The sequence below is a fragment of the Paracoccus nototheniae genome, assembly GCF_004335005.1.
GTDB classification, from domain to species: Bacteria; Pseudomonadota; Alphaproteobacteria; order Rhodobacterales; family Rhodobacteraceae; genus Paracoccus; species Paracoccus nototheniae.
Window position 1 is genome coordinate 1 of the sequence record NZ_RQRT01000034.1, and the last position, 22,368, is coordinate 22,368.

Consider the following 22,368-nt stretch of genomic DNA (forward strand, 5'->3'; position numbering starts at 1 on the left):
CCCCCTTCTTCTTCACAAAAATATCCCGGGGGGAGTCCGCAGGACGGGGGGCAGCGCCCCCCTTCCACCCGCGCCACCACGTCCCGCTCATGCCCGGTCCAACCCCATCTGCCAGAACCCCGCCTCCAGCTGGGTGGCCTGGCTGAAATGGCGCGCCAGCGCCACCGCGCGGGGCAGGCGGGGCCAGTCCGGCCCAAGCCGCGCTTCCAGCGCCGCATCGGTCAGCGCGCCCACCTCAACGCACAGGCGCTGGTAATCCGCCCCGCCATAGGTCGCGGTCCAGTCTCCATAGGGCCCGACACTGGCCGCATGCCGCCGCCCGATCTCGCCATAGCCCAGCACGCAGGGGGCCAGCGCCGCCAGCAAATCCAGCAGATCGCCCGCATAGCCGGTGGCATGCACATAGCGGGTATAGGCCATGTTGGCGGGCGATTCCGGGGTCGCCTGCAGCATCTCCTCGGATATCCCCTCACGCGCGCAGAGGCTCACATGCAGGGGCATCTCGTCATGCAGCAGGCCATGCGCGATCAGCGATGCCGCGCGCATTTCCGACAGCCGGTCGGATTTGGCAAAGACCAGCGCCCAGGCCCGCGCGAAATGCAGCAGGAAGACGTAATCCTGCTGCAGATAATGCAGGAAGCTGGCGCGGGGCAGGGTGCCTGCCGCCAGCTGGCACACGAAATCATGGCCGACATAGCGGTCCCAATCCGCCCCCGCCGCCGTTCGCCACAGCGCAAAGGCGCGGCCGTAATCGGGCAGGCTCATGGCGCGTTCACGTCGATGGCCAGATCGGACAGGGGCAGCCCGCCCGGCGTGGCGCCGCGATCGTGCAGAAACGCCTCGAACCGCAGATAGCGGCCCGCATCCAGCGCGGCGGGGCGGGCGGCAAAGCGGGGCCATGTATCGGCCCATGCGGCCTCGTTCAGGGGTGTCTGCAATTCGGATGCGGTGGCCGCGAACATCGCCCAGGCCGCATCCGGGTCGTTCTTGATGAAGGCCGTGGCGCGTTCGGTGGCCCCCAGAAACGCCGCCACCGCCGCGCGGTCCATGCGGGCGGGATCGGCCAGATAGATCAGCTCGTCATAGGCGGGGATGCCATGCGCTTCGGGGTAAAGACACCGCCCTTCGAACCCCTCCAGCCGCAGCTGGTTCAGCTCGAAATTGCGAAAGGCGCCGATGACGCCGTCCACCTGCCCCGACATCAGCGCCGGCGCGATCGACCAGCCGATATTGATCTGTTCGACATCGCCCGGTGCCAGACCGCCATCGGCCAGCATCGCGTCTAGCATCACCTCCTGCACGCCCGCGACGGCAAAACCGACCTTGTGGCCCGCCAGATCGGCGGGGGTCTCGATCCCGCTCTCCGCCAGCACGACAAGGCAGGTCAGGGGTGTCTCGACCAGCGTGCCGACGCGGGTCACGGGCAGGCCCTGATGGCGCGACAGATGCAGCTGCGGCTGATAGCTGACGGCGATATCCACCCGCCCCGCCGCCACCATGCGCGGCGGATCGTTGGGGTCCGAGGGGGTCACCATCTCGACCGCCAGCCCGGCATCGGTGAAATAGCCCAGTTCCTCGGCCAGGACGATCGGGGCGTGATCGGGATTGACGAACCAGTCCAGCATGACGGTCAGATCGGTCGGTTCCGTCCGGGCCCCGACTGCCTGACGATCGGCGCTCTGGCTTTGGGTGGTCTGGCTTTCTGTGGTCTGGCCTTCGCTGGTCTGGGCATGGGCCGTCGGGACGGGCAGGGCCAGTGCGGCCAAGGCAAGGGTCAGGGCTTTCAAGGGGTCTCTCCTAGGTCGGGATCGGTCAGGGCCAGCAGGGCGATGGACCCCGGCCAGCGCGATTGCAGGATCTGCCCGGCATTCTGCGCGCGCAGGCCGGTGCGGCAGGCCAGCACGACTCGCGGGGCCGTGCCGGGCTCCAGGTCGCCGATGCGGTCGGGCGGAATATGGGTTGCGCCGGGAAAGGGCGCGGCCTCGGCCCGCAGGTCGATCAGCAGATCGCCGGGGTCGATCTGGCTGGCGGCGATGAAGGGCAGCGGGGCCACAGGCTCGGGCGCACGGTCAAAGCGAAACCCGCCCATCCGCCAGCGGGCCGCGTCAAAGCTGATCAGCCGCCCCAAGGGCGAGGGGTCCAGCCCCACCAGCCATGCCAGCGCCATCTGCGCCTGCAGCGCGCCAATCATGCCGACGACCGGCCCCAGCACCCCGGCGGTGGCGCAATTGGCGCCCCGCAGCGGCAGGTCGGGGAACACCGCCCGCAGGCTGGGCGCCCCCGCCCCGCAGGCCAGCGCATAGCCCGACAGGGCCAGCGCCGATCCCGCAATCAGCGGCTTGCCTGCCGCCATGCAGGCATCCGACAGGGTCAGGCTGACCGCGAAACTGTCGGCGCAATCCAGCACCGCATCGGCATCCTCCATCAGCGCGGGCGCATTGGCGGGGGTCAGCCATTCCACGCGGGGGATGACCTGCACATCGGGGTTCAGCGCGGCCATGGTGGCGGCGGCGGCAAGGGCCTTGGGCTGGCCCGTCTGATCGCTGCGATACAGTGGCTGGCGGTGCAGGTTGGTGACCTCGATCCGGTCGGGATCGACCAGCGTGATCCGGCCCACCCCCGCCGCCACCAGATACTGCAGCGCCGGGCAGCCCAGCCCCCCGGCCCCCACGATCAGCACATGGGCATCGGCCAGACGCGCCTGTCCTGCGGGCCCGATCTGGGGCAGTTGGCGGGCATAGCGGTTCATGCCGTCACCGCCATCCAGTCTGCGATCCGCGCCTCGGGGTCGGGATGCAGGGTGATGTCGGTGACGGCAGAGACCACATCCGCGCCCGCCGCAAAGGCGCCCGGCGCGCGGGCCACCGACATGCCGCCAATGGCGATCAGCGGGATCGGACCGACCAGCCGCTTCCATTCGGTGACCCGGTCCAGCCCTTGGCTGTGCCATTTCATCTGCTTGAGGATCGTCGGATAGACCGGCCCAAGGGCCACATAATCGGGCGCCAGCGCCAGCGCGCGCTCCAGTTCGGCGTGATCATGGGTGGACAGCCCAAGCCGCAGCCCGGCGCGGCGGATGGCGGCCAGATCGGCGCCGTCCAGATCCTCTTGCCCCAGATGCAACCAGTCGGCGCCCTCGTCGATGGCGATCTGCCAGTGATCGTTCACGACCAGCGCCGCGCCATGATGGCGGGCCAGCGCCAGCCCGCGCCGGATCTGGTCGCGCAGATCGTCGGGCGCGCGGTCTTTCAGCCGCAGCTGGACCAGCCGCACGCCCAGGGGCAGGGCGCGGTCCAGCCAGGCCACATCGTCGAAGATCGGATAAAATCGCGGCAGCATCACAACCATGCCTTTCCCAGCAGGGGCGTCGAGGGCACGCCCATATCCCGCACCCCCATCGGATCGGCGCCCCGCGCCAAAGCGCCCGCCTGCACGGCCAGTCCGAAGGCGCGGGCCATGGCGACCGGATCGCCCGCCTGCGCGACGGCGCTGTTCAGCAGCACGGCGTCAAAGCCCATTTCCATGGCGTCGGCAGCATGGCTGGGCAGGCCCAGACCCGCGTCGATGACCATGGGAATGTCGGGAAAGGCGGCGCGCAGGCTGCGCAGGCCATGGCGGTTGTTCAGGCCCATCCCCGACCCGATCGGCGCGCCCCATGGCATCAGCACCCGGCAGCCCGCATCGACCAGCCGCTGCGCCAGCACCTGATCCTCGGTCGTATAGGGGAAGACGTGGAAGCCGTCGGCGCACAGGGTTTCTGCCGCCTCCAGCAGGCCGAAGGGGTCGGGTTGCAGCGTGTCGGCATGGCCGATCACCTCCAGCTTGATCCAGTCGGTCTCGAACACCTCGCGGGCCATGCGGGCGGTGGTCACGGCCTCTCGTGCGGTGTGACAGCCTGCGGTGTTGGGCAGGACGCGCAGCCCCAGCCCCCTGATGATGTCCCAGAAGGCCTGACCTGTCCCCATCCCGGCCCCCATTCCCGCCCCACCCATCCCGGCCTCGCGGCGCAGGGACACGGTGGCGACGGCGGCGCCGCTGGCGCGGAACGCCGCCTCCATGATCGCGGGCGAGGGGTATTGCGCAGTGCCCAGCATCATCGCGCCGGGCAGGGTGATGCCATAGAAATCGCGCATTCGCTCAGCCCCCCTGCATGGGCGCCAGCACTTCCAGCCGGTCGCCGTCGCGCAGGGTCTGACCCGCACGCGCTGCCGAGGGCAGAAAGTCGCCGTTCAGCGCGGTGGCGACGCGGGCCTTGGCCCAGCCCAGTTCCGCCAGCGCATCGGCCACGGTGGTGGCTTTGATGTCGCGGGGGTCTCCGTTCACCTCAATCCTCATGAAACAACGCTCCCTTTGTTCCGGTGGTCAGGTAATCGGCGGCGGTGGCCGCCAGTGCGGGCGCCATCAGATAGCCGTGGCGAAAGAGGCCGTTCAGATGGATCACCCCGCCCCGCAGGGTCACGCGGGGGATATGATCGGCAAAAGCCGGGCGCAGGTCGGTGCCCAGTTCCACGACCGCGCTTTCGGCAAAGCGCGGGTCCAGCGCATAGGCCGCCGATAACAGCTCCAGCACGGACCGGGCGCTGACGGGGGCGCGGGATGCGCTTTCGATCTGCGTGGCGCCCAGCATGAACAACCCGCCCTCGCGCGGCACGATGTACAGCGGATGGCGCGGATGCAGCAGGCGGACCGGGCGCGACAGGGTGATGTCGGGCGCGTGCAGCACTATCATCTCGCCCCGCACGCCGCGCAGGCCGGGCAGGGTCGAGGCCAGCCCGCGCGCGTCGATCACCGGGCCTGCGATGTCGCGAGGATCGGCCTCGGCCCGTTCGACGGTGACGCCGCGCGCGGCCAGCGCGGCGACCAGATCCGCCAAGGCGCGGCGGGGGTCCAGATGCGCCTCGGACGGGAAATGCAGCCCCTGCCGGGGGGGCAGGTCTGGTTCCAGATCGGCGCTGTCGCAGGGCTGATGACCGCTGGCGCGGCGGGCAAAGCGGGCCAGCTCGGCCCGGTCGCGGTCCAGTGCCAGCACCAGCGTGCCGTGGCGGGTGACCGGGGTGACCCCGGCCCATGCGTCGGCGGCTGTTGCACCAAGGCGGGTGATGACGGGCTCTGCCGTCACGCCCTCGCACAGGGGCGCCAGCATGCCGCCCGCCCACCATGAACAGCCATGCGGCCCCGGCGGGCCATTCCGGTCGAGGATGCGCACGGCCAGACCCCGCCGGGTCAACTCATGCGCGGCAAACAGGCCCGCGACCCCGGCGCCGATGATGGTGACATCAGCCATGGGGCCAGACCGCGTGGAAATGATGCACCGGGCCATGCCCGGACCCGACGTGCAGATCGTCCGCCGCCGCCAGCGCGCGCTGCAAATAGCGATGGGCCATGGCCACCGCGCCCGGCAGGTCCATCCCCTGCGCCAGCCCTGCGGCGATCGCCGCCGACAGGGTGCAGCCGGTGCCATGGGTGTTGCGGGTCGCCTGCCGGGGCGCGGTCAGGGGCGTTACGCCCTGCGCGGTCACCAGCAGATCGGTGCAGACCGACCCCGTCGCATGACCGCCCTTCATCAGCACCGCCTGTGCGCCCATCGCCCGCAGCGCGGCACCCTGCCGCGCCATCTGATCAAGGTCTTGGGCCGGGGCGGTGCCCAGCAGGCGCGCGGCCTCGGGCAGGTTCGGGGTCAGCAGGGTGGCGCAGGGCAGCATCACCTCGCGCAGCGTGGCGATGGCATCATCCGGCAGCAGCGCATCGCCGGATTTGGCGACCATCACCGGGTCCAGCACCACCGGCCCGTGATAGTCCGCCAGCCCCTGCGCGACGGTGCGGATGGCGTCGGCTCCGCCCAGCATCCCCAGCTTGATCGCGGCGACGTCCAGATCGTCCAGCACCCCCGCCATCTGCGCCGCGATCATCGCCGGGCGGGCGGGGTCGATCATCGTCACGGCGCGGGTGTTCTGGGCGGTCAGCGCGGTGATCACGCTGGCGCCATAGCAGCCAAGCGCCGAGAATGTCTTGAGATCGGCCTGAATCCCCGCGCCGCCCCCGCTGTCAGAGCCTGCGATGGTCAGGGCAATGGCTGTCGTCACGTCGTCCCCCTTGGCATGGTCGGGGTCATGACCGGGCACAGGGGGCGGGGACAAAAGGCGGACCACGGGTGGGGCCGCTGGCATCTGCACCGTTCCCTCCGCCGGTATGACCCGGATCAGGTTCGATGGGTTGGCTGACGCCTCTCAGCCCCTGAACGGGACACCCCAACGGTTTGCAGATCGAAAGCTAGCGATGCGCGTCGCGTTGCGCAAGGGGGGTGGTTCAGGCGCTGGTCAGCCCCGCCAGATGCAGCGCCATCCCGGCCAGTGCAGCGCCCGCCAGCAAAGGCACCATGCCGACACGAAAGCGCAGCGCCGCCAGCAGGGCCAGCGCCGACAAACCCGCCGCCGCCGGGTCCAGCGAGGACCAGACGGGCAGTTCCGCCTGCAGGGGGCCTGACTGAACCATCACCGTCTGCCGCCAGATGAGATGGATGGCGAACCACAGGCCAAGGTTCAGGATCACCCCCACCACCGCCGCCGTCACGGCCCGCAGCGCGCCCGCCAGCCGGACATTGGCGCGCAAACGCTCCATGTAGGGCGCCCCCAGAAAGATCCACGCAAAGCAGGGCGCAAAGGTCACCCATGTCGCCAGCAGCCCGCCCACCGTTCCGGCCAGCAGGGGATTGGCCCAGCCCGCCTCGCGCAGGGCGGCCAGAAAGCCCACGAATTGCAGCACCATGATCAGCGGGCCGGGGGTGGTTTCGGCCATGCCCAGACCGTCCAGCATCTCGCCGGGGGCCAGCCAGCCCAGGGGGCCCGCGGCCTCTTGCGCGACCCATGCCAGCACCGCATAGGCGCCGCCAAAGGTCAGCACGGCCAGCTTGGAAAAGAACACCGCGATATCGGTGAAGACGCTGTCCGGCGCCAGCATCAGCAGCGCCGCGACCGGCACCAGCCACAAGGCCAGCGCCCAGACCGCCGCGATGCGGGCGGCGCGGGCATCGGGCTGGGGCAGGGCCTGCGCGCTGTCCGGGCCGGGCGCGCCGCGCAGGGTCAGCGCCCCGGTCAGCGCCGCCACGGCGATGACCAGCGGGAAGGGCGCCTGAAACAGAAACAGCGCCAGAAACGCCGCCAGCGCCAGCAGACGCAGTCCCGGACCGGGCAGTGCGCGCCGCGCCAGCTTGATCACCGCCTGCACCACGATCGCCAGCACGGCGGCCTTCAGGCCAAAGAACAGCCCCTCGATTGCGGGCAGATCGCCAAGCGTGACATAGACCCATGACAGCGCCATGATCGAGACGGCGCCGGGCAGGATGAACAGCACCCCGGCGATCAGCGCGCCGCGCACGCCCGCCGTCAGCCAGCCGACATAGGTTGCCAGCTGCTGTGCCTCGGGACCGGGCAGCAGCATGCAGAAGTTCAGCGCATGCAGAAAGCGCGGCTCGTCGATCCATCGTTGTTCATCGACCAGAATCCGGTGCATGACGGCGATCTGGCCCGCAGGCCCGCCAAAGGACAGGGCGGCGATGCGCGCCCAGACCCACAGGGACTGACGCAGGGTCGGCGTGATCGGTGGCGGCATGATGGTCCCCTTGATGTCGCTGCCTTGGTGGCGGGCAGGGGGCCGTGCGTCAAGCGCCCTGCGGCTTTTTTGGTGGCGATGTCACGGGGCCGTCACTACACCCGAAGCACGACAAAGGACGGGGACGATCATGGACAAGCGCGGGCTAGAAATGACGGTGCTGATGACGCCCGATATGGCGAATTTCAGCGGCAAGGTGCATGGCGGCGCGCTGCTGGCGCTGCTGGACCGGGTGGCCTATGCCTGCGCGTCGCGCTGGTCGGCGGAGTATGCGGTGACGCTGTCGGTGGATCAGGTGACCTTCAAGGAGCCGATCCATGTGGGCGAGCTGGTGACTTTCCGCGCCCGCGTGAACCATACCGGCCGCACCTCGATGGAGGTCGGCATCCGGGTCGAGGCGGAAAACATCCGTTCGGGCAATCGCCGCCACACCAATTCATGCTATTTCACCATGGTCGCGGTGAATGCCGACGGCCATCCCGTGCCGGTGCCGCGCGCCGATCCGCAGGACGACGTCGACACCAAGCGCTGGCGCGCCGCCGAGATCCGCCGCACCATGCGCCGGGAAATCGCCGCCCGGCAGGAGGCCGCGCGCACCGCGCCCTGATCCGCATGCCGCAAGGCGTGCAAGATTGGGCATGGACTTTGCGCGCCGGGTCGCCTAATGCACCGTCTTTGGCCCCTGAATGTCCGGGGCGGCGGGTGCAGGGTGGGCCGGTCGCAGCGACGATAGGTGCCGCCCATCGGGTGTCGGCACCAGGCTTGCATCCCCGCATTTGGCGAATCACATGAATGATCTGAATATCCCCGCACCGTTGCAGGCGGCGTTGGCCGGCAAGGGCTATGAAAGTCTGACCAGCGTGCAGAGCGCCGTTCTGGCCGACGAGGCTCAGGGCCGCGACGTGCTGGTCTCGGCCCAGACCGGGTCGGGCAAGACCGTGGCCTTTGGTCTGGCGATCGGCGCCGAGATGCTGGACGACGCGGGACAGATGCTGCAGGGCCACCAGCCTCTGGCATTGGCCATCGCCCCCACGCGCGAACTGGCACTGCAGGTCGCCCGCGAACTGGAATGGCTGTATGCCGGAACCGGCGCGCAGATCGCCACCTGCGTCGGCGGCATGGATTACCGCAACGAAAAGCGCGCGCTGCAGCGCGGCGCCCAGATCGTCGTCGGCACGCCGGGCCGTCTGCGCGACCATATCGACCGGGGCAGCCTGGATCTGTCGGACCTGCGCGCCGCCGTTCTGGACGAAGCCGACGAGATGCTGGATCTGGGGTTCCGCGAAGATCTGGAATACATCCTCGGCGCCGCTCCGGTGGAACGCCGCACGCTGATGTTCTCGGCCACGGTGCCCTCGGCCATCGAAAAACTGGCCCGCGATTTTCAGCGTGACGCGCTGCGCATCGCCGCCATGGGCGAGGCCCGCCAGCACGGCGACATCGCCTATCGCGCCTATACGGTGACGGCGCGCGACCGCGAACCGGCGATCTTCAACCTGCTGCGCATCCACGAGGCGCCCAATGCCATCGTCTTCTGCAAGACCCGGGCGAATGTGAACCATCTGCTGGCCCGCATGTCGAACCGGGGTTTCAAATGCGTGGCGCTGTCGGGCGAGTTGTCCCAGGCCGAACGCACCCATGCCCTGCAGGCGCTGCGCGACGGGCGTGCCCGCGTCTGCATCGCCACTGACGTTGCCGCGCGCGGCATCGATCTGCCGGGGCTGGAGCTGGTGATCCATGCCGATCTGCCGACCAATCCCGACACGCTGCTGCACCGTTCGGGCCGCACCGGCCGGGCCGGGTCCAAGGGCATCTCGGCGCTGATCGTGCCCTCGGCCGATTATCGTCGCGCACAGCGTCTGCTGCAGAATGCCCGCGTCACCGCCGAATGGCTGGAGGCCCCGACCGCAGACGAGGTTCGCGCCCGTGACGACCAGCGCATGCTGGATCATCCCGGCCTGACCGAACCGGCGGGCGAGGATGCGGCTTTGGCCGCGCAGCTGCTGGAAAAGTTCGGGGCCGAACAGGTCGCGACCGCCTTCCTGAAGATGTGGCGCGAAGGCCGTCCCGCCGCCGAGGAATTGTCCGAGGCGCATGCCGCCCCCGCACCCATGGCGCCGCGCGTGCAGCGTGAATTCGGGGCCTCGGTCTGGTTCACCCTGTCGGTCGGCCATTCGGGCCGCGCTGAAGCGCGCTGGCTGCTGCCCAAGATCTGCGATGCGGGCGGGATCACCCGTGACGGCATCGGCGCGATCCGGGTCAAGCAGGATCTGTCCTATGTGCAGATCGCAGCCGATCAGGCTGCCCGGTTCGGCGATTTCATGGAAATCACCCCCGAGGTGACCATGCGCCGGATGGAAGGCGAGCCCGATCTGGACGCGCAGCCCGAACGCGCACCCCGTGCGCCGCGCGGCGAGACCCGGACCGACAACCGCTCCGAGGGGCGCAAGCCCGCCCCCCGTGCGCCGCGCCCCGTGCAGGCGGAAGAGGGCCATCAGGCCCGCGTCAAGTCCGCTCGCGGTGGCTGGATCCCCGATGATGCCGCAGCCCCGGTCGAGGCGCGCAGCGAAGGTCCGCATGGTGCGGTCAAGGCGTGGAAGAAGAAATCCTCGTCCGATGCCGGTGCCAAGCCTGCCTGGGCCAAGTCGCGTCCTGCCGCCGACAAGGCCCCCGGTGCCGCCAAGACCCATCGCAAAGGGCCCAAGCGTCCGGCCTGACCGTTTCGTACTGCCTGATTAACGGGCAGCCTTCGGCCAATTCTGCACACAGTGCAGCTGCGCGCCCGGTAACCTTGAAAGGGTTGCCGGGCGCGACGCGTTGGCGGCATGAAATGTCGCAATTGGTGTTGCCAGCCGCGTGAAGCGGCGCTTAACCTTTCCCTTGCGCTGGATAACCAATGACAACAGGGAGAGCGCCTTTTGCTGGACGACCGCCACGGCGACGCATTCGTCGCCTTCGAGCATGTGCAAAAAAGCTATGACGGACAGACGCTTGTCGTCAAAGACCTGAACCTTTCGATTGCCAAGGGGGAATTCGTGACCATGCTGGGCCCGTCAGGGTCGGGCAAGACGACCTGCCTGATGATGCTGGCAGGGTTCGAGACCGCGACCCACGGAGAGATCCGTCTGGCCGGGCGTCCGATCAATCAGGTGCCGCCGCACAAGCGCGGGATCGGCATGGTCTTTCAGAACTATGCGCTGTTTCCGCATATGACGGTGGGGGAAAACCTGTCCTTTCCGCTGGAGGTGCGCGGCATGTCCTCGGACGAGCGCAATACCCGCATCTCGCGCGCGCTGGACATGGTGCAGATGGGCAAGTTCGCCAACCGCCGCCCCGCGCAGTTGTCGGGCGGCCAGCAACAGCGGATCGCGCTGGCCCGGGCGCTGGTGTTCGACCCGGAACTGGTGCTGATGGACGAACCACTGGGCGCGCTGGACAAGCAGCTGCGCGAACATATGCAGTTCGAAATCAAAAGCCTGCATGAGAAACTGGGAATCACCGTCGTCTATGTGACGCATGATCAGGGCGAGGCGCTGACCATGTCGGACCGCATCGCCGTCTTCAATGACGGGCGCATCCAGCAGCTGGCCGCGCCCTCGGACCTGTACGAACGCCCGGAAAACAGCTTTGTCGCGGGCTTCATCGGCGAGAATAATGCCCTGCCCGGCACGATCGAGCGGCTGGAGGGCGACAAGGCCCTCGTGCGGCTGGACGGCGGCGGGGTGATCGACGCCACCGCCGTGAACATCCGCGAAACCGGCCAGCGCACCACCGTCTCGATCCGTCCCGAGCGGGTGGAGTTCAAGCCCGAGATGATGTCCGAAGGCGCCCATACGATCGAGGCCGAGGTGCTGCAGGTCGTCTATATGGGCGACATCCTGCGCGCCCGGCTGAAGGTCGCGGGCAGCGACAATTTCGTGATGAAGATGCGCAACACGATCGGCCAGACGCGGCTGGAGCCGGGGCAGGCGATCCGCATCGGCTGGCATCCGCAGGATGCGCGCGCGCTGGATCCGGTCTGACAGATCGGCGGCGCGGGGCCATTCCGCGCCGCCCCACCGCATGGTCATGCGGCCCCGCTTTTGCGTCTCAGTTGGAGAATATGATGAAACGTCTGCTTACTCTGGGCACCGCCCTTGGTCTTGTGTCCGGCCCGGCATTTGCCGATGTGAACCTGCTGTCCTGGGGCGGCGCCTATGGCAACAGCCATCTGGAGGCCTATGCCAAGCCGTTCACCGCGGAAACCGGCATCGCGGTGCGGATGTCGGATGCCGACAATCCCGCGACCCCCATCAAGGCGCAGGTCGAGGCGGGCAATGTGACCATCGACGTCGCCTCGGTCGAATATGCCGATGCGGTGCGCCTGTGTGACGAGGGCGCGCTGGAGGTCATCGACCCCGCGATCCTGCTGCCCGCCGAGGATGGCACGGCGGCGGCGGATGATTTCATCGAAGGCGCGGTGACCGAATGTTTCGTCGGCACCGACGTCTACTCGATGGTTCTGGCCTTCAACGACGACGCCTTTGCCGATGCCAAGCCCGCGACCCCTGCCGACTTCTTTGATCTGGAAGGTTTCCCCGGCAAGCGCACGATGCGCAACGGGGCCAAGTTCAATCTGGAACTGGCCCTGATGGCCGATGGCGTGCCTGCCGCCGAGGTCTATGAGGTTCTGGCCACCCCCGAGGGCGTGGACCGCGCCTTTGCCAAGCTGGACAGCATCAAATCCGAGGTGATCTGGTGGGAAGCCGGTGCCCAGCCTCCGCAGTTGCTGGCGGATGGCGAGGTCAGCATGGCCTATGCTTTCAACGGGCGGATCTTCAACGCGGCGCAGGCCGACGGCCAGCCCTTCGAGATCATCTGGGACGGCCAGATCTATGAGATGGAGGGCTGGGTGATCCCCGCAGGCGCCCCCAATCTGGAAGAGGCGCTGGAATTCGTCGCATGGTCCACGGCCCCCGCGCCGCAGGCCCGTGCCGCCGAATTCATCAGCTATGGCCCGCCGCGCCGGTCGGCCGCCGCGATGGTCGGCAATATCGACGGCACCGAGGAACCGATGGGCCCCAACCTGCCCACCACAGAGGCGAATATGGGCGGCGCGCTGGCTTCCGATCTGGAATTCTGGGTCGACCGCGACGCCGAACTGAACGAGCGTTTCAACAGCTGGCTGGCCAGCTGATCGCATCCGGGCCGGGCGAGGCCTCTCGCCCGGCCTCAGCCCCCCAAGGGGGCCAATCACAACGGACACCAATGTCCGATCCAACCAACCGGGAGAGCTATGATGAAAACCACCCTGATCCTGTCCACCGCGCTGAGCGGACTGGCCTTTGGCGCCTCGGCGCAGGACCTGAACGTCGTGTCCTGGGGCGGAGCCTATGAGGTCAGCCAGGTCGAGGCCTATAACAAGCCCTTCACCGCAGAAACCGGCATCACCGTCAACATGATCGCCGCCGACAACCCCGCCACCCCGCTGCGCGCGCAGGTCGAGGCGAACAACGTCACCGGCGATGTGTTCGACGTCGAGGTCAGCGACGCCATCCGCATGTGCGACGAGGGCGCGCTGGTCGAGATCGACCCGGCGATGCTGCCCGCAGCGCCCGATGGCACCCCCGCCGCCGATGACTTCGTGCCCGGCGCGCTGCTGGATTGCGCCGTGGCGAACATCGTCTGGGGCACGGTCATCGCCTTCAACACCACCAAGTTCGAGGGCGAGGCGCCCAGTACCGCGGCGGATTTCTTCGATACCGAGACCTTCCCCGGCCAGCGTGGCCTGCCCCGCAACCCCAAGCGCACGCTGTATCTGGCACTGATCGCCGATGGCGTTCCTGCCGCCGAGGTCTATGATGTGCTGGGCACGGATGAGGGTGTGCAGCGCGCCTTCGACAAGCTGGACACGATCAAGGACCAGACCGTCTGGTGGGAGGCCGGTGCCCAGCCCGTGCAGCTGCTGGCCGATGGCGAGGTGACGATGACCACCGCCTATAACGGGCGCGTCTTCGATGCGATGGTGGCCGAGAACCAGCCCTTCGAGATCATCTGGGACGGCCAGTACATGGACATGGACATGTTCGTGATCCCGGTCGATGCGCCGAACCCCGAAGCGGCGATGGAATATCTGAAATTCGCCACCGACACGCAGCGGCTGGCCGATCAGGCGAAATACATCGCCTATGGCCCGGCGCGGCAATCCTCGGCCTCTCTGGTGGGGCTGTATCAGGATGGCACGACCGAGATGGGCCCGCATATGCCCACCAGCCCCGATGCGCTGGAAACGGCGGTGATGGACGATCCCGAATTCTGGGCCGACCATGCCGCCGAACTGACCGAGCGGTTCAACAGCTGGCTGGCCTCGTCCTGATCCTGACCTGAAACGCCGCCGCGCCCCGTTTGGGGGTGCGGCGGCCCTGACTGCCGGGAAACATCATGGCCAATGCCGCACTTGACCCTCATGCCGCCATCGCCACCACCGCATCGGGCGTGGGGTCCGGTCTGCTGACGACCAGCGACGGCCAGCCCCTTGCGCGCGCGCTGGTGCGCAGCCAGCGCCGCGCCCGCCGCAGGGCCTTTCTGCTGGTGCTGCCGCTGCTGGCCTTCATCCTGATCACCTTCGTGGTGCCGATCGGGCAGATGCTGTCGCGATCCTTCCACAATGACGGGTTTTCGGCGAACATGCCGCAGGTCTCGGCCTGGTTCGCCGAAACCGAACGCGGCACGCCGCCCGACGAGGCCGCATGGACGGCACTGGCCACCGATCTGGTCGCCAGCGCCGAGGTGCGCAGCATCGGCGTGGTCGGCACCCGGATCAATTATGACATGCCGGGCACACGGTCGCTGTTCACCTCGACCGGGCGTCAGGTGCGGGGCGGGCTGGAGCCGCCATACGAGGCGGCGCTGCTGGAGATCAACGAGGATTGGGGCAATCCCCGTCTGTGGTCGGTCATGAGAGAGGCCTCGACCCCGCTGACCGCGAATTTCTATCTTGCCGCCGTGGACCGCACCCGGGACGAGACCGGCGCCATCCAGCAGGTCGAACCCCAGCAGCGCATCTATGCGACGCTGTTCTGGCGGACCTTCTGGCTGTCGGCGGTGATCACGGCGCTGACCTTCATCCTGGGCTTTCCGATCGCGCATCTGCTGGCGACGCTGCCGATGCGCAAGTCGAACCTGCTGATGATCCTGGTGCTGCTGCCCTTCTGGACCTCGCTTCTGGTGCGCACGACCAGTTGGATGGTGCTGCTGCAACAGCAGGGCGTGATCAACGACATCCTTGTCTGGCTCGGGGTGATCCTGGGCGATCAGCGGTTGCAGATGATCTATAACCGGACTGGCACGATCATCGCGATGACGCATATCCTGCTGCCCTTCATGATCCTGCCGCTGTATTCCGTGATGCGCACGATCAACCCGACCTATGTCCGCGCCGCGCGCAGTCTGGGCGCGACCAGCTGGACCGCGTTCCGCCGGGTCTATTTCCCGCAGACGCTGCCGGGGCTGGGGGCGGGGGCGATGCTGGTCTTCATTCTGGCGGTCGGCTATTACATCACGCCCGCGCTGGTCGGCGGATCTTCGGGGCAGCTGATTTCCAACATGATTGCCCAGCACATGACCGGCACGCTGAACTGGTCGATGGCGGCGGCACTGGCCGCGCTGCTTCTGGGATCGGTGCTGATCCTCTATTGGCTTTATGATCGCCTTGTCGGCGTCGACAACCTGAAACTGGGGTAAGCGAATGGCACTTCCGACCTATGCAAGCCCGCTGGAGCGGGTGTGGCATTACACCTATCTGACCGTCTGCGCACTAATCTTCGTGTTCCTGATTGCGCCGATCATCGTCATCATCCCGCTGAGCTTCAATGCCGAGCCCTATTTCACCTTTACCGACCGGATGCTGTCCTTTGACCCGGAAGGCTATAGCACCCGCTGGTACAAAAGCCTGCTGACCTTCGGGATGCAGGATCCGACGGCCACGGGCTGGGCCTTCTGGTCGGATGCCTGGACCAATGCGAACTGGGTCAAGGCGGCCAAGAACTCGATCATCATCGGCATCTGTTCGACCATCGTGGCCACCGGCCTTGGCACGCTGGCCGCCCTTGGCCTGTCGCGCCCCGAGATGCCCTATCGCCGCGCGATCATGGCGATCCTGATCTCTCCGATGATCGTGCCGCTGATCATCACCGCGACGGGGATGTTCTTTTTCTATTCGAACCCCTGCGAGCTGCTGACCTTTCTGGGCGTGGATCCGCAATGCGGGCGGCTGGCGGGCACCTATCTGGGGGTGATCCTGGCGCATGCGACGCTTGGCATTCCCTTTGTCATCATCACCGTGACGGCGACTTTGGTGGGCTTCGATCAGTCGCTGAACCGGGCGGCGGCGTCGCTTGGCGCCAATCCGCGCCGGACCTTCTTCAAGGTGACGATGCCGCTGATTCTGCCGGGCGTGGTGTCGGGCGCGCTGTTCGCCTTTGTCACCTCGTTCGACGAGGTGGTGGCGGTGCTGTTCATCGCAGGCCCCGATCAGCAGACCATTCCGCGCCAGATGTGGAACGGCATCCGCGAACAGATCAGCCCGGCGATCCTTGCCGTGGCGACGCTGCTGGTGATCTTTTCTATCGCGCTGCTGACCACGGTCGAGCTGTTGCGCCGCCGGTCGGAACGCATCCGGGGCGTCACCCCGCGATGATCCTGACCCCGCAAGAGCTGGAGGACGAGACCGCGCGTCCCGCCGCTCCGGCCTATCCGGGGATCACCCGGGCCGAGCGGGCGCATGGCCGCCGGCTGGCCGCGATCCATGACATGTATCGGGCCGAGCTGGACGGGGTGGCGCATCTGCTGCGGCAGATCCGTTCGGGCAGGGCAGAGGCGGTGGCGTTGGCCCCCGCCATCGCCCGCACGCGTCTGGCGCGGAACATGGCGGCCTTTGGGACCGCCTGCGGGCGCGATTGCGCGCTGCTGTAGAACCATCACGATATCGAAGAGGAATGGATGTTCCCGGCCCTGTCGTCCGCCGGGGGACGGGCGCTGGCGCCGGTCATCGCGCGTCTGATGGCCGAGCACCGGGTGATCCACGCGCTGATTGATGATCTGCGCCGCGCGGCCGAGGCACTGGTCCGCAGGCCGGACCCGGAGGGTTTCGATCTGTGCGGGGCGCGGTTTGCGGCGCTGGACCGGGCGATCCGGTCGCATTTCGGCTATGAAGAGCGGGTGCTGGAAGAGCCTTTGGGCGCGCTGCGGGTGCCGATCTGAGGAAATGTTGCGTCCCGCGAGTGCCGGGGGTCAGCCCCCGGACCCCCGGGATATTGTCATGAAGAAGAAAGGGGGTCAGGGCAGCAGGTTGATCCACATCCAGATGGACAGGGTCGACAGCGCCGTGGCGATCAGGACGCTGGAGGCGGCGACCCGGCGGGCGGCACCGTAGATATTGGCGAAGAGATAGGCGTTCACGCCCGGCGCCATCGAGGCGGTCATGACCGCCGATCGCATGCCGTCGCGGTCCAGCCCCAGCAGATGGCCGGTGCCAAAGGCGATGGCCGGGTGCAGGATCAGCGACGCCCCGCAGCACAGCGCGATGGCGCCCATATCCCCCTCGGGGCGATAGCGATAAAGGACACCGCCAAGGCCGAAAAGGGCGGCGGGCAGGGCGGCGCGGGCGATCATGTCGGCGGCGTCCCAAAAGCCCTGCGGCAGGACCAGACCGGCCTGCGTCAGCAGGTTCACCGCCAGCCCCGACAGGATGCCGATGACCAGCGATGTGCGCAAGACGCCCGTCAGCGCCCGCAGCGAGATGCGCCCGACCGACAGCCCGCTGCCGCGCGCCCGGGTGAATTCCATCACCGTGATCCCGAAGGTGTACAGCAGCGGCGAATGCATCGCGATGATCGCCCAGTTGCCTGCCAGTGCATCCGGCCCATAGGCGCGTTCGGTGATCGGGACGCCCAGCAGAAGGCTGTTGGAAAACAGGCAGACAAAGCCGATCGCCACGCAATCCATCGGCGGGCGCTTGAACAGATAGCGCGCGCCCGCCCAGCCCAACCCGTAAGCCGCGAAAGCACCCGCGTAAAACGGGATCAGCAGCTGGGCGCGAAACTCGGTCCCCAGATCCAGCCGCGCCATCGACACGAACAACAGCGTCGGGACAGCGAAATTCTGCGCGAAACTCATCAGCCCGTCGACCGCGCTGGCCCCGAACCAGCCGCGCCAGGCCACCAGATAGCCAAAGCCCACGATCAGAAAGACCGGCAGGATGATCGTGAACAGCGTGCTCATAGCGCGGCGGGCAGATCGGGCGTCGTGGCAGTCGTTGTGATCTGCAGCCCGTCATGGGCGGGGGTGACATGCGCGGGCGTGGTGGCCGCGATGGTGGCGTAGTCCATCTCGATATGCATGTTGGTCAGGATGGCGCGGGGGCTTTGCGACCGTTCGATCCAGTCCAGCGCCAGTGCCAGATGGGCGTGGCTGGGATGGGGCTGGGGGCGCAGCGCGTCGCAGATGAAGACCGGCGCGTCCGCGATCAGCGGCCATGCGGGTTCGGGGATGGCGGACACGTCGGGCAGATAGACGAGGCCGCCGATGCGGAACCCCAGGGCCGTGATTTCTCCGTGCTGGACGCGGAAGGGGATCAGGGTGATGGCTCCGCCGGGGCCGTCGATGGTGATCGCGCCGGTGATCGGACGCAGCGCGCAGATGGGCGGGTACTGGCTGCCTTCGGGTGTTTCGAAGACATAGCCGAAGCGGGTGGTCAGCGCATCGGCGGTGGGGGCGTCGGCATGCAGCGGCAGGATGCGGCCCGCGTTGAAGACCAGCTGGCGCAGATCGTCGATGCCATGGACATGATCGGCATGGGCATGGGTATAGACCACCGCATCCAGCACCGCGACATGCGCGTCCAGCATCTGCGGGACCAGATCGGGGCCGGTGTCGATCAGCACCTGCGTGGTGCCGTCCGGCCCGTCCCGTTCGACCAGCAGTGAACAGCGACGGCGGCGGTTGCGCGGCTCGGACGGGTCGCAATCGCCCCATCGGTTGCCAAGGCGCGGCACCCCGCCCGACGATCCGCAGCCCAGGATCGTGGCGCGGATCGTCGGGTGGATCGGGGGCGTCGTCACGCGGCGGCCTTCCAGAACAGCCGGTCGAAATTGGCCGTGGTGCGGGCCGCGAAATCCGGCAGCGACAGGCCAAAGACCTGCGCGCCGATGGCTGCGGTATGGGCGACATAGGCGGGCTCGTTCCGGCGTCCGCGATGCGGAGGCGGGGCCAGATAGGGGCTGTCGGTTTCCACCAGAATGCGGTCCAGCGGGGCTGCGGCAAAGATTGCGCGCAGATCGGACGACCGGGGAAAGGCCGCGATGCCCGACATCGACAGATAGAACCCCAGATCCAGCGCCGCCTGCGCCAGCGCGGGGGTGGAGCTGAAGCAATGCATCACGCAGGTGAAGGCCCCGGCGCCATGTTCTTCCGTCAGGATGCGGGCCATGTCGGCATCCGCGTCGCGGGCATGGATGATCAGCGGCAGGCGAGTCCGGCGCGCGGCCTCGATATGGATGCGCAGGCTGTCGGCCTGTACGCGCGCGCTCTCGGCAGTGTAGTGATAATCGAGGCCGGTTTCGCCGATCGCCACGAATTTGGGATGATCGGCCAGCGCCAGCAGCTGGTCCAGCGTGACCATGGGTTCATCCGCCACGCTCATCGGATGGGTGCCTGCCGCGTAGAAGACGCCGGGATGCGCCTCGGCCAGCGCGCGGACGGCGGGTTCCTGCCGCAGTTTCGTGCAGATCGTGACCATCCGGGTCACCCCCGCCGCATGGGCGCGCGCGATCAGGGCGTCATGTTCGCCGTCGAAATCGGGGAAATCCAGATGGCAATGGCTGTCTACCAGCGACAAGGGGGTCGCGTCCTGCATCGGTCAACCTCTGGGTGGTGGGGCGGATTGGGCGGGCGGCAGCTGTGCCAACTCCAGCACCATATCCATCACCAGCGCGGCAGGGTCAAGGTTGACCGCCCGGCCCGCGCGGGCGCGGGCCGACAGCCGCGCCTGCGCCCCGGCCCACAGACGCGCGGCGATGTCATCGGGCGACAGGCGGGCCATCAGCGCGCCCTCGCCCCGCGCGGCCTGCGGCAGGGGGGCGCCCATCAGGCCCGCCCGCGCCATGCGGGTCAGAAACCGGTCCAGCACGGTGATCGTCAGATCGAAGGGATCGCCCCCGGCCCCCGCCCGGCCCGCCGCCGCTTCGGCAAAGCGGGACGCGGCCAGCCGGTCCATGCGGGGCAGGGTGGCGAACAGATCGACCAGATCCTGATAGCGGTCGAGGCCCCCCTGACCGGCCAGACGCAACGCCTCGCCGACCGAGCCGTCGGACAGGGCGGCCAGCGCCTCGGCATCCTCGTCGATTCCCAGATCGGCCAGAATGCCCGCCATCTGACGCGGCGCCAGCGGCGACAGGCGCAGCGTGCGGCAGCGCGACCGGATCGTCGGCAACAGCCCCGCAGGCTGATGAGCGATCAGCAGGATCAGCGCGTCGCGGGGCGGTTCCTCCAGCACCTTCAGCAGGGCATTGGCGGCGGCGGTGTTCATGTCGTCGGCGGCGTCGATGATCGCGACGCGGCGCCCGCCTTCCGCCGCCGAGAGGTGAAAGAACGACAGCAGCCTGCGGATCTCGTCCACGGTGATCTCGGCCCGCAACCGCCCGGCCTTGTCGTCCCAGGGACGGCGGATCAGCTGCAGGCGCGGCTCGGACAGGGCGCTGATGCGGCGGGCTTCGGGGGTGGCGGGATCGACGGTCAGATCGGCGCTGTCGCCGCCCGCCAGCAGCCAGCGCGCGATGGACCATGCCAGCGTCGCCTTGCCCACGCCGCGCGGCCCGGTCAGCAGCCAGGCGTGATGCAGACGACCGCCGCGCGCGGCCTCGGTAAAGGCCGCGATGGCCGCGCCCTGACCGATCACGCGCGGGGCGTGGCGCGGATGAGGGGCGCCCGGCACGCGGTCGGGTTCGGGAATATCGGTGATCTCGGTCTTCACAGGGCGGCCCGGATGCGGGCCGCGACCTCGGCCTGACCGCCGCTGCCGTCGATCAGCCGCACGCGGTCGGGATAGTCCCCGGCCAGCGCGCGAAACCCCGTCGCCAGCCGTTCCTGAAAGCTCAGGCCCAGGCTTTCGAACCGGTCCTCGGCCCCGCCGCGCGCCGCGCCGCGTGCAAGCCCGGTCGCGGGCTCGATCTGCAGCACGAAGGTGCGGTCGGGCTCGATCCCGATCATCAGATCATGCAGACGGTCGACCATGGCGCGCAGATCGCCGCGCGCTGCCCCCTGATAAACGCGGGTGCTGTCGGCAAAGCGGTCGGTCACGACGGTCCGGCCCGCCGCCAGAGCCGGTCGGATGGTGCGTTCCAGATGATCGCGCCGCGCGGCGGTGAACAGCAGGCATTCGGTCTCGGGCGACCAGCGTTCGCCCGCGCCCTCGACCAGCAGGCGGCGGATTTCTTCGGCCCCCGGACTGCCGCCGGGCTCGCGGGTCAGGACGACATCACGCCCCTCGGCCCGCAGCGCGTCGGCCAGCAGCCGGGCCTGCGTGGACTTGCCACAGCCGTCGATGCCTTCGAAACTGATCAGCATCAGCCGGTGACGGCGCTGATCGCACGCTGGCCCAATTGCATCACGGCACCCCGCATCCGGCCGATGAACCCGGCCTCGGGAACGTCGGCGGCGGCGATCAGCGGGGTCACCGTATCGGGGCGGCCGGGCACGGTGACCACCAGCCGCGCGATCGGATCGCCCATGGCGATCGGCGCGGGGATCGGCCCGTCATAGACGACCTCGACCCGGACCTGATCGCGCACGGCGATGGGCACCAGCACGTTGACGCCGCCTTCGGTGGTCAGGCCGACGCGGCTTTCGGTGCCCAGCCAGACCGGCGCCTCCATCACCGTCTCACCCGCCGGAACCAGCGTGTTCATCGAGAATTCGCGGAAGGCCCAGTTGACGATGCGTTCCGATTCCTCGGCCCGCGCGCGGTCGCTGTCCAGCCCCGAAATCACAAAGATGATCCGCCGTCCGTCCTGAATAGCCGACCCGACCAGCCCGTATCCGGCCTCTTGCGTATGGCCGGTCTTCAGCCCGTCGGCCACCCATTCGCCGGTCCCAAGCCGCAGCAGCGGGTTGCGGTTGTTCGCATTCGACGGCACCCGGCCCTTGTAGGTATAAGAGGTCATGGAGAACTTTTCATAAAGTTCGGGAAATTCGCGAATCATATAGGCGGCCAGCAGGCCCAGATCATGCATCGACATGCGATGCTCCGGGTCGGGCCAGCCCGAGGCATTGGTCAGGTTCGTATGGGTCATCCCCAGCTGGGCGGCACGCTCCGTCATCCGCTCGGCAAAGGCCTCTTCGGTGCCGGCCATGCCTTCGGCGACCACGACGCAGGCGTCATTGCCGGAATTGACGATGATGCCATTGATCAGCTCGCCCACGGTGGGGGTGTCTGCGGGTTCCACGAACATCTTCGATCCGCCCATGCGCCAGGCCTTGACCGAGACGGGAAAGGTGCTCTCCATCGTATAGCGCCCGTCATGGATCGCCTCGAACAGCATGGTCAGCGTCATCAGCTTGGACATCGAGGCGGGCGGCAGCGGCACGTCCGCGTTCTTTTCCATCAGCACCGTGCCGGTCTGCACGTCATAGACCCAGGCCGAGGTCGCATTGGTGTCGAACGCCTGCGCGGGGGCGGCCAAAGCCAGCACCGTCGCAATCCAAAGCCATACTGCGCGCATCCCG

23 protein-coding genes, 1 pseudogene and 1 riboswitch are annotated in these 22,368 nt (G+C 68.1%); of the genes and pseudogenes, 9 read left to right on the forward strand and 15 right to left on the reverse strand.

Translation table 11 applies throughout. The features are described from left to right. Nucleotides 1-87: 87 nt before the first annotated feature. From EG885_RS12925 to chrA, 9 genes are all read right to left on the reverse strand, one after another. Nucleotides 88-765: a TenA family protein gene (locus EG885_RS12925; RefSeq protein ID WP_131575211.1), complete on the reverse strand. Its 678-nt coding sequence runs from the start codon at nucleotides 763-765 to the stop codon at nucleotides 88-90. Then, nucleotides 762-1,634 carry an ABC transporter substrate-binding protein gene (locus EG885_RS12930; RefSeq protein WP_242679645.1) on the reverse strand — a complete coding sequence of 291 codons (873 nt, stop codon included), beginning with the start codon at nucleotides 1,632-1,634 and terminating at the stop codon, nucleotides 762-764. The genes EG885_RS12925 and EG885_RS12930 overlap by 4 nt, the downstream gene beginning before the upstream one ends. A 149-nt stretch (nucleotides 1,635-1,783) precedes the next feature. Continuing rightward, the gene (locus tag EG885_RS12935) at nucleotides 1,784-2,749 is read right to left on the reverse strand and encodes a HesA/MoeB/ThiF family protein (protein WP_131575213.1); all 966 of its coding nucleotides are present in this window, start codon (nucleotides 2,747-2,749) and stop codon (nucleotides 1,784-1,786) included. Beyond that, nucleotides 2,746-3,342, reverse strand: a complete 597-nt coding sequence (locus EG885_RS12940) for a thiamine phosphate synthase (RefSeq protein ID WP_131575215.1) — start codon at nucleotides 3,340-3,342, stop codon at nucleotides 2,746-2,748. The genes EG885_RS12935 and EG885_RS12940 overlap by 4 nt, the downstream gene beginning before the upstream one ends. Further along, complete coding sequence (locus EG885_RS12945) at nucleotides 3,339-4,133, reverse strand: thiazole synthase (protein ID WP_131575217.1); 795 nt, start codon at nucleotides 4,131-4,133, stop codon at nucleotides 3,339-3,341. Before EG885_RS12945 ends, EG885_RS12940 begins: the two co-directional genes overlap by 4 nt. Before the next feature lie 4 nt (nucleotides 4,134-4,137). Then, nucleotides 4,138-4,335, reverse strand: coding sequence for a sulfur carrier protein ThiS (gene thiS / locus EG885_RS12950; protein ID WP_131575219.1), 198 nt, complete (start codon nucleotides 4,333-4,335; stop codon nucleotides 4,138-4,140). Beyond that, the gene (locus EG885_RS12955; RefSeq protein ID WP_131575221.1) at nucleotides 4,325-5,284 is read right to left on the reverse strand and encodes an FAD-dependent oxidoreductase; all 960 of its coding nucleotides are present in this window, start codon (nucleotides 5,282-5,284) and stop codon (nucleotides 4,325-4,327) included. Before EG885_RS12955 ends, thiS begins: the two co-directional genes overlap by 11 nt. Continuing rightward, the gene (gene thiD / locus EG885_RS12960) at nucleotides 5,277-6,083 is read right to left on the reverse strand and encodes a bifunctional hydroxymethylpyrimidine kinase/phosphomethylpyrimidine kinase (protein ID WP_242679642.1); all 807 of its coding nucleotides are present in this window, start codon (nucleotides 6,081-6,083) and stop codon (nucleotides 5,277-5,279) included. The genes EG885_RS12955 and thiD overlap by 8 nt, the downstream gene beginning before the upstream one ends. 76 nt (nucleotides 6,084-6,159) lie before the next feature. Next, nucleotides 6,160-6,261, reverse strand: a riboswitch (TPP riboswitch). 45 nt (nucleotides 6,262-6,306) lie between these two features. Continuing rightward, complete coding sequence (gene chrA, locus EG885_RS12965; RefSeq protein WP_131575225.1) at nucleotides 6,307-7,608, reverse strand: chromate efflux transporter; 1,302 nt, start codon at nucleotides 7,606-7,608, stop codon at nucleotides 6,307-6,309. A 130-nt stretch (nucleotides 7,609-7,738) separates the two neighbouring features. Between chrA and EG885_RS12970 the strand changes: the two genes are divergently transcribed. The 9 genes and pseudogenes from EG885_RS12970 to EG885_RS13010 all read left to right on the forward strand — a co-directional run bounded on the left by EG885_RS12970 (nucleotide 7,739) and on the right by EG885_RS13010 (nucleotide 16,848). Next, a complete protein-coding gene (locus EG885_RS12970) occupies nucleotides 7,739-8,215 on the forward strand; it encodes an acyl-CoA thioesterase (protein WP_131575227.1) in 477 nt (158 codons plus the stop codon). 181 nt (nucleotides 8,216-8,396) lie between these two features. Then, nucleotides 8,397-10,322 (forward strand): annotated as a pseudogene (locus EG885_RS12975) (DEAD/DEAH box helicase); the annotation flags it as partial. A 204-nt stretch (nucleotides 10,323-10,526) separates the two neighbouring features. After that, nucleotides 10,527-11,630 carry an ABC transporter ATP-binding protein gene (locus EG885_RS12980; protein ID WP_131575231.1) on the forward strand — a complete coding sequence of 368 codons (1,104 nt, stop codon included), beginning with the start codon at nucleotides 10,527-10,529 and terminating at the stop codon, nucleotides 11,628-11,630. 83 nt (nucleotides 11,631-11,713) lie between these two features. After that, the gene (locus tag EG885_RS12985; protein WP_131575290.1) at nucleotides 11,714-12,784 is read left to right on the forward strand and encodes an ABC transporter substrate-binding protein; all 1,071 of its coding nucleotides are present in this window, start codon (nucleotides 11,714-11,716) and stop codon (nucleotides 12,782-12,784) included. Nucleotides 12,785-12,886: 102 nt separating this feature from the next. After that, nucleotides 12,887-13,963, forward strand: coding sequence for an ABC transporter substrate-binding protein (locus EG885_RS12990; RefSeq protein ID WP_131575292.1), 1,077 nt, complete (start codon nucleotides 12,887-12,889; stop codon nucleotides 13,961-13,963). Nucleotides 13,964-14,028: 65 nt separating this feature from the next. Then, nucleotides 14,029-15,330, forward strand: a complete 1,302-nt coding sequence (locus EG885_RS12995) for an ABC transporter permease (RefSeq protein WP_131575233.1) — start codon at nucleotides 14,029-14,031, stop codon at nucleotides 15,328-15,330. Between the two features lie 4 nt (nucleotides 15,331-15,334). Next, on the forward strand, nucleotides 15,335-16,285 hold the full coding sequence (locus EG885_RS13000) for an ABC transporter permease (RefSeq protein ID WP_131575235.1): 951 nt from the start codon (nucleotides 15,335-15,337) through the stop codon (nucleotides 16,283-16,285). Beyond that, a complete protein-coding gene (locus EG885_RS13005; RefSeq protein ID WP_131575237.1) occupies nucleotides 16,282-16,560 on the forward strand; it encodes a hypothetical protein in 279 nt (92 codons plus the stop codon). Before EG885_RS13000 ends, EG885_RS13005 begins: the two co-directional genes overlap by 4 nt. Nucleotides 16,561-16,572: 12 nt before the next feature. Continuing rightward, complete coding sequence (locus EG885_RS13010; protein WP_278248481.1) at nucleotides 16,573-16,848, forward strand: hemerythrin domain-containing protein; 276 nt, start codon at nucleotides 16,573-16,575, stop codon at nucleotides 16,846-16,848. A 75-nt stretch (nucleotides 16,849-16,923) separates the two neighbouring features. On the opposite strand, the gene EG885_RS13015 is transcribed toward EG885_RS13010, so the two are convergent. The 6 genes from EG885_RS13015 to EG885_RS13040 are packed head-to-tail and all read right to left on the reverse strand — an operon-like array spanning nucleotide 16,924 to nucleotide 22,364. Then, on the reverse strand, nucleotides 16,924-17,868 hold the full coding sequence (locus EG885_RS13015; protein ID WP_131575242.1) for an AEC family transporter: 945 nt from the start codon (nucleotides 17,866-17,868) through the stop codon (nucleotides 16,924-16,926). Further along, complete coding sequence (locus EG885_RS13020) at nucleotides 17,865-18,707, reverse strand: MBL fold metallo-hydrolase (protein ID WP_242679643.1); 843 nt, start codon at nucleotides 18,705-18,707, stop codon at nucleotides 17,865-17,867. The genes EG885_RS13015 and EG885_RS13020 overlap by 4 nt, the downstream gene beginning before the upstream one ends. Beyond that, nucleotides 18,704-19,501: a TatD family hydrolase gene (locus EG885_RS13025; protein ID WP_131575244.1), complete on the reverse strand. Its 798-nt coding sequence runs from the start codon at nucleotides 19,499-19,501 to the stop codon at nucleotides 18,704-18,706. The genes EG885_RS13020 and EG885_RS13025 overlap by 4 nt, the downstream gene beginning before the upstream one ends. 3 nt (nucleotides 19,502-19,504) lie before the next feature. Continuing rightward, nucleotides 19,505-20,617, reverse strand: a complete 1,113-nt coding sequence (locus EG885_RS13030) for a DNA polymerase III subunit delta' (RefSeq protein ID WP_242679644.1) — start codon at nucleotides 20,615-20,617, stop codon at nucleotides 19,505-19,507. Continuing rightward, on the reverse strand, nucleotides 20,614-21,210 hold the full coding sequence (gene tmk / locus EG885_RS13035) for a dTMP kinase (protein ID WP_131575246.1): 597 nt from the start codon (nucleotides 21,208-21,210) through the stop codon (nucleotides 20,614-20,616). The genes EG885_RS13030 and tmk overlap by 4 nt, the downstream gene beginning before the upstream one ends. After that, a complete protein-coding gene (locus tag EG885_RS13040; RefSeq protein ID WP_131575248.1) occupies nucleotides 21,210-22,364 on the reverse strand; it encodes a D-alanyl-D-alanine carboxypeptidase family protein in 1,155 nt (384 codons plus the stop codon). Before EG885_RS13040 ends, tmk begins: the two co-directional genes overlap by 1 nt. Nucleotides 22,365-22,368: the final 4 nt, after the last annotated feature.

Coding starts and splice junctions, on each gene's coding strand:
- EG885_RS12995 (WP_131575233.1), top strand. CDS start 14,029: ATGGCCAATGCCGCACTTGACCCTCATGCCGCCATCGCCACCACCGCA.
- thiS (WP_131575219.1), bottom strand. CDS start 4,335: ATGAGGATTGAGGTGAACGGAGACCCCCGCGACATCAAAGCCACCACC.
- EG885_RS12955 (WP_131575221.1), bottom strand. CDS start 5,284: ATGGCTGATGTCACCATCATCGGCGCCGGGGTCGCGGGCCTGTTTGCC.
- EG885_RS13025 (WP_131575244.1), bottom strand. CDS start 19,501: ATGCAGGACGCGACCCCCTTGTCGCTGGTAGACAGCCATTGCCATCTG.
- EG885_RS12970 (WP_131575227.1), top strand. CDS start 7,739: ATGGACAAGCGCGGGCTAGAAATGACGGTGCTGATGACGCCCGATATG.
- chrA (WP_131575225.1), bottom strand. CDS start 7,608: ATGCCGCCACCGATCACGCCGACCCTGCGTCAGTCCCTGTGGGTCTGG.
- EG885_RS12925 (WP_131575211.1), bottom strand. CDS start 765: ATGAGCCTGCCCGATTACGGCCGCGCCTTTGCGCTGTGGCGAACGGCG.
- EG885_RS12990 (WP_131575292.1), top strand. CDS start 12,887: ATGAAAACCACCCTGATCCTGTCCACCGCGCTGAGCGGACTGGCCTTT.
- tmk (WP_131575246.1), bottom strand. CDS start 21,210: ATGCTGATCAGTTTCGAAGGCATCGACGGCTGTGGCAAGTCCACGCAG.
- EG885_RS13040 (WP_131575248.1), bottom strand. CDS start 22,364: ATGCGCGCAGTATGGCTTTGGATTGCGACGGTGCTGGCTTTGGCCGCC.
- EG885_RS12935 (WP_131575213.1), bottom strand. CDS start 2,749: ATGAACCGCTATGCCCGCCAACTGCCCCAGATCGGGCCCGCAGGACAG.
- EG885_RS13000 (WP_131575235.1), top strand. CDS start 15,335: ATGGCACTTCCGACCTATGCAAGCCCGCTGGAGCGGGTGTGGCATTAC.
- EG885_RS12945 (WP_131575217.1), bottom strand. CDS start 4,133: ATGCGCGATTTCTATGGCATCACCCTGCCCGGCGCGATGATGCTGGGC.
- EG885_RS13015 (WP_131575242.1), bottom strand. CDS start 17,868: ATGAGCACGCTGTTCACGATCATCCTGCCGGTCTTTCTGATCGTGGGC.
- EG885_RS12985 (WP_131575290.1), top strand. CDS start 11,714: ATGAAACGTCTGCTTACTCTGGGCACCGCCCTTGGTCTTGTGTCCGGC.
- EG885_RS13005 (WP_131575237.1), top strand. CDS start 16,282: ATGATCCTGACCCCGCAAGAGCTGGAGGACGAGACCGCGCGTCCCGCC.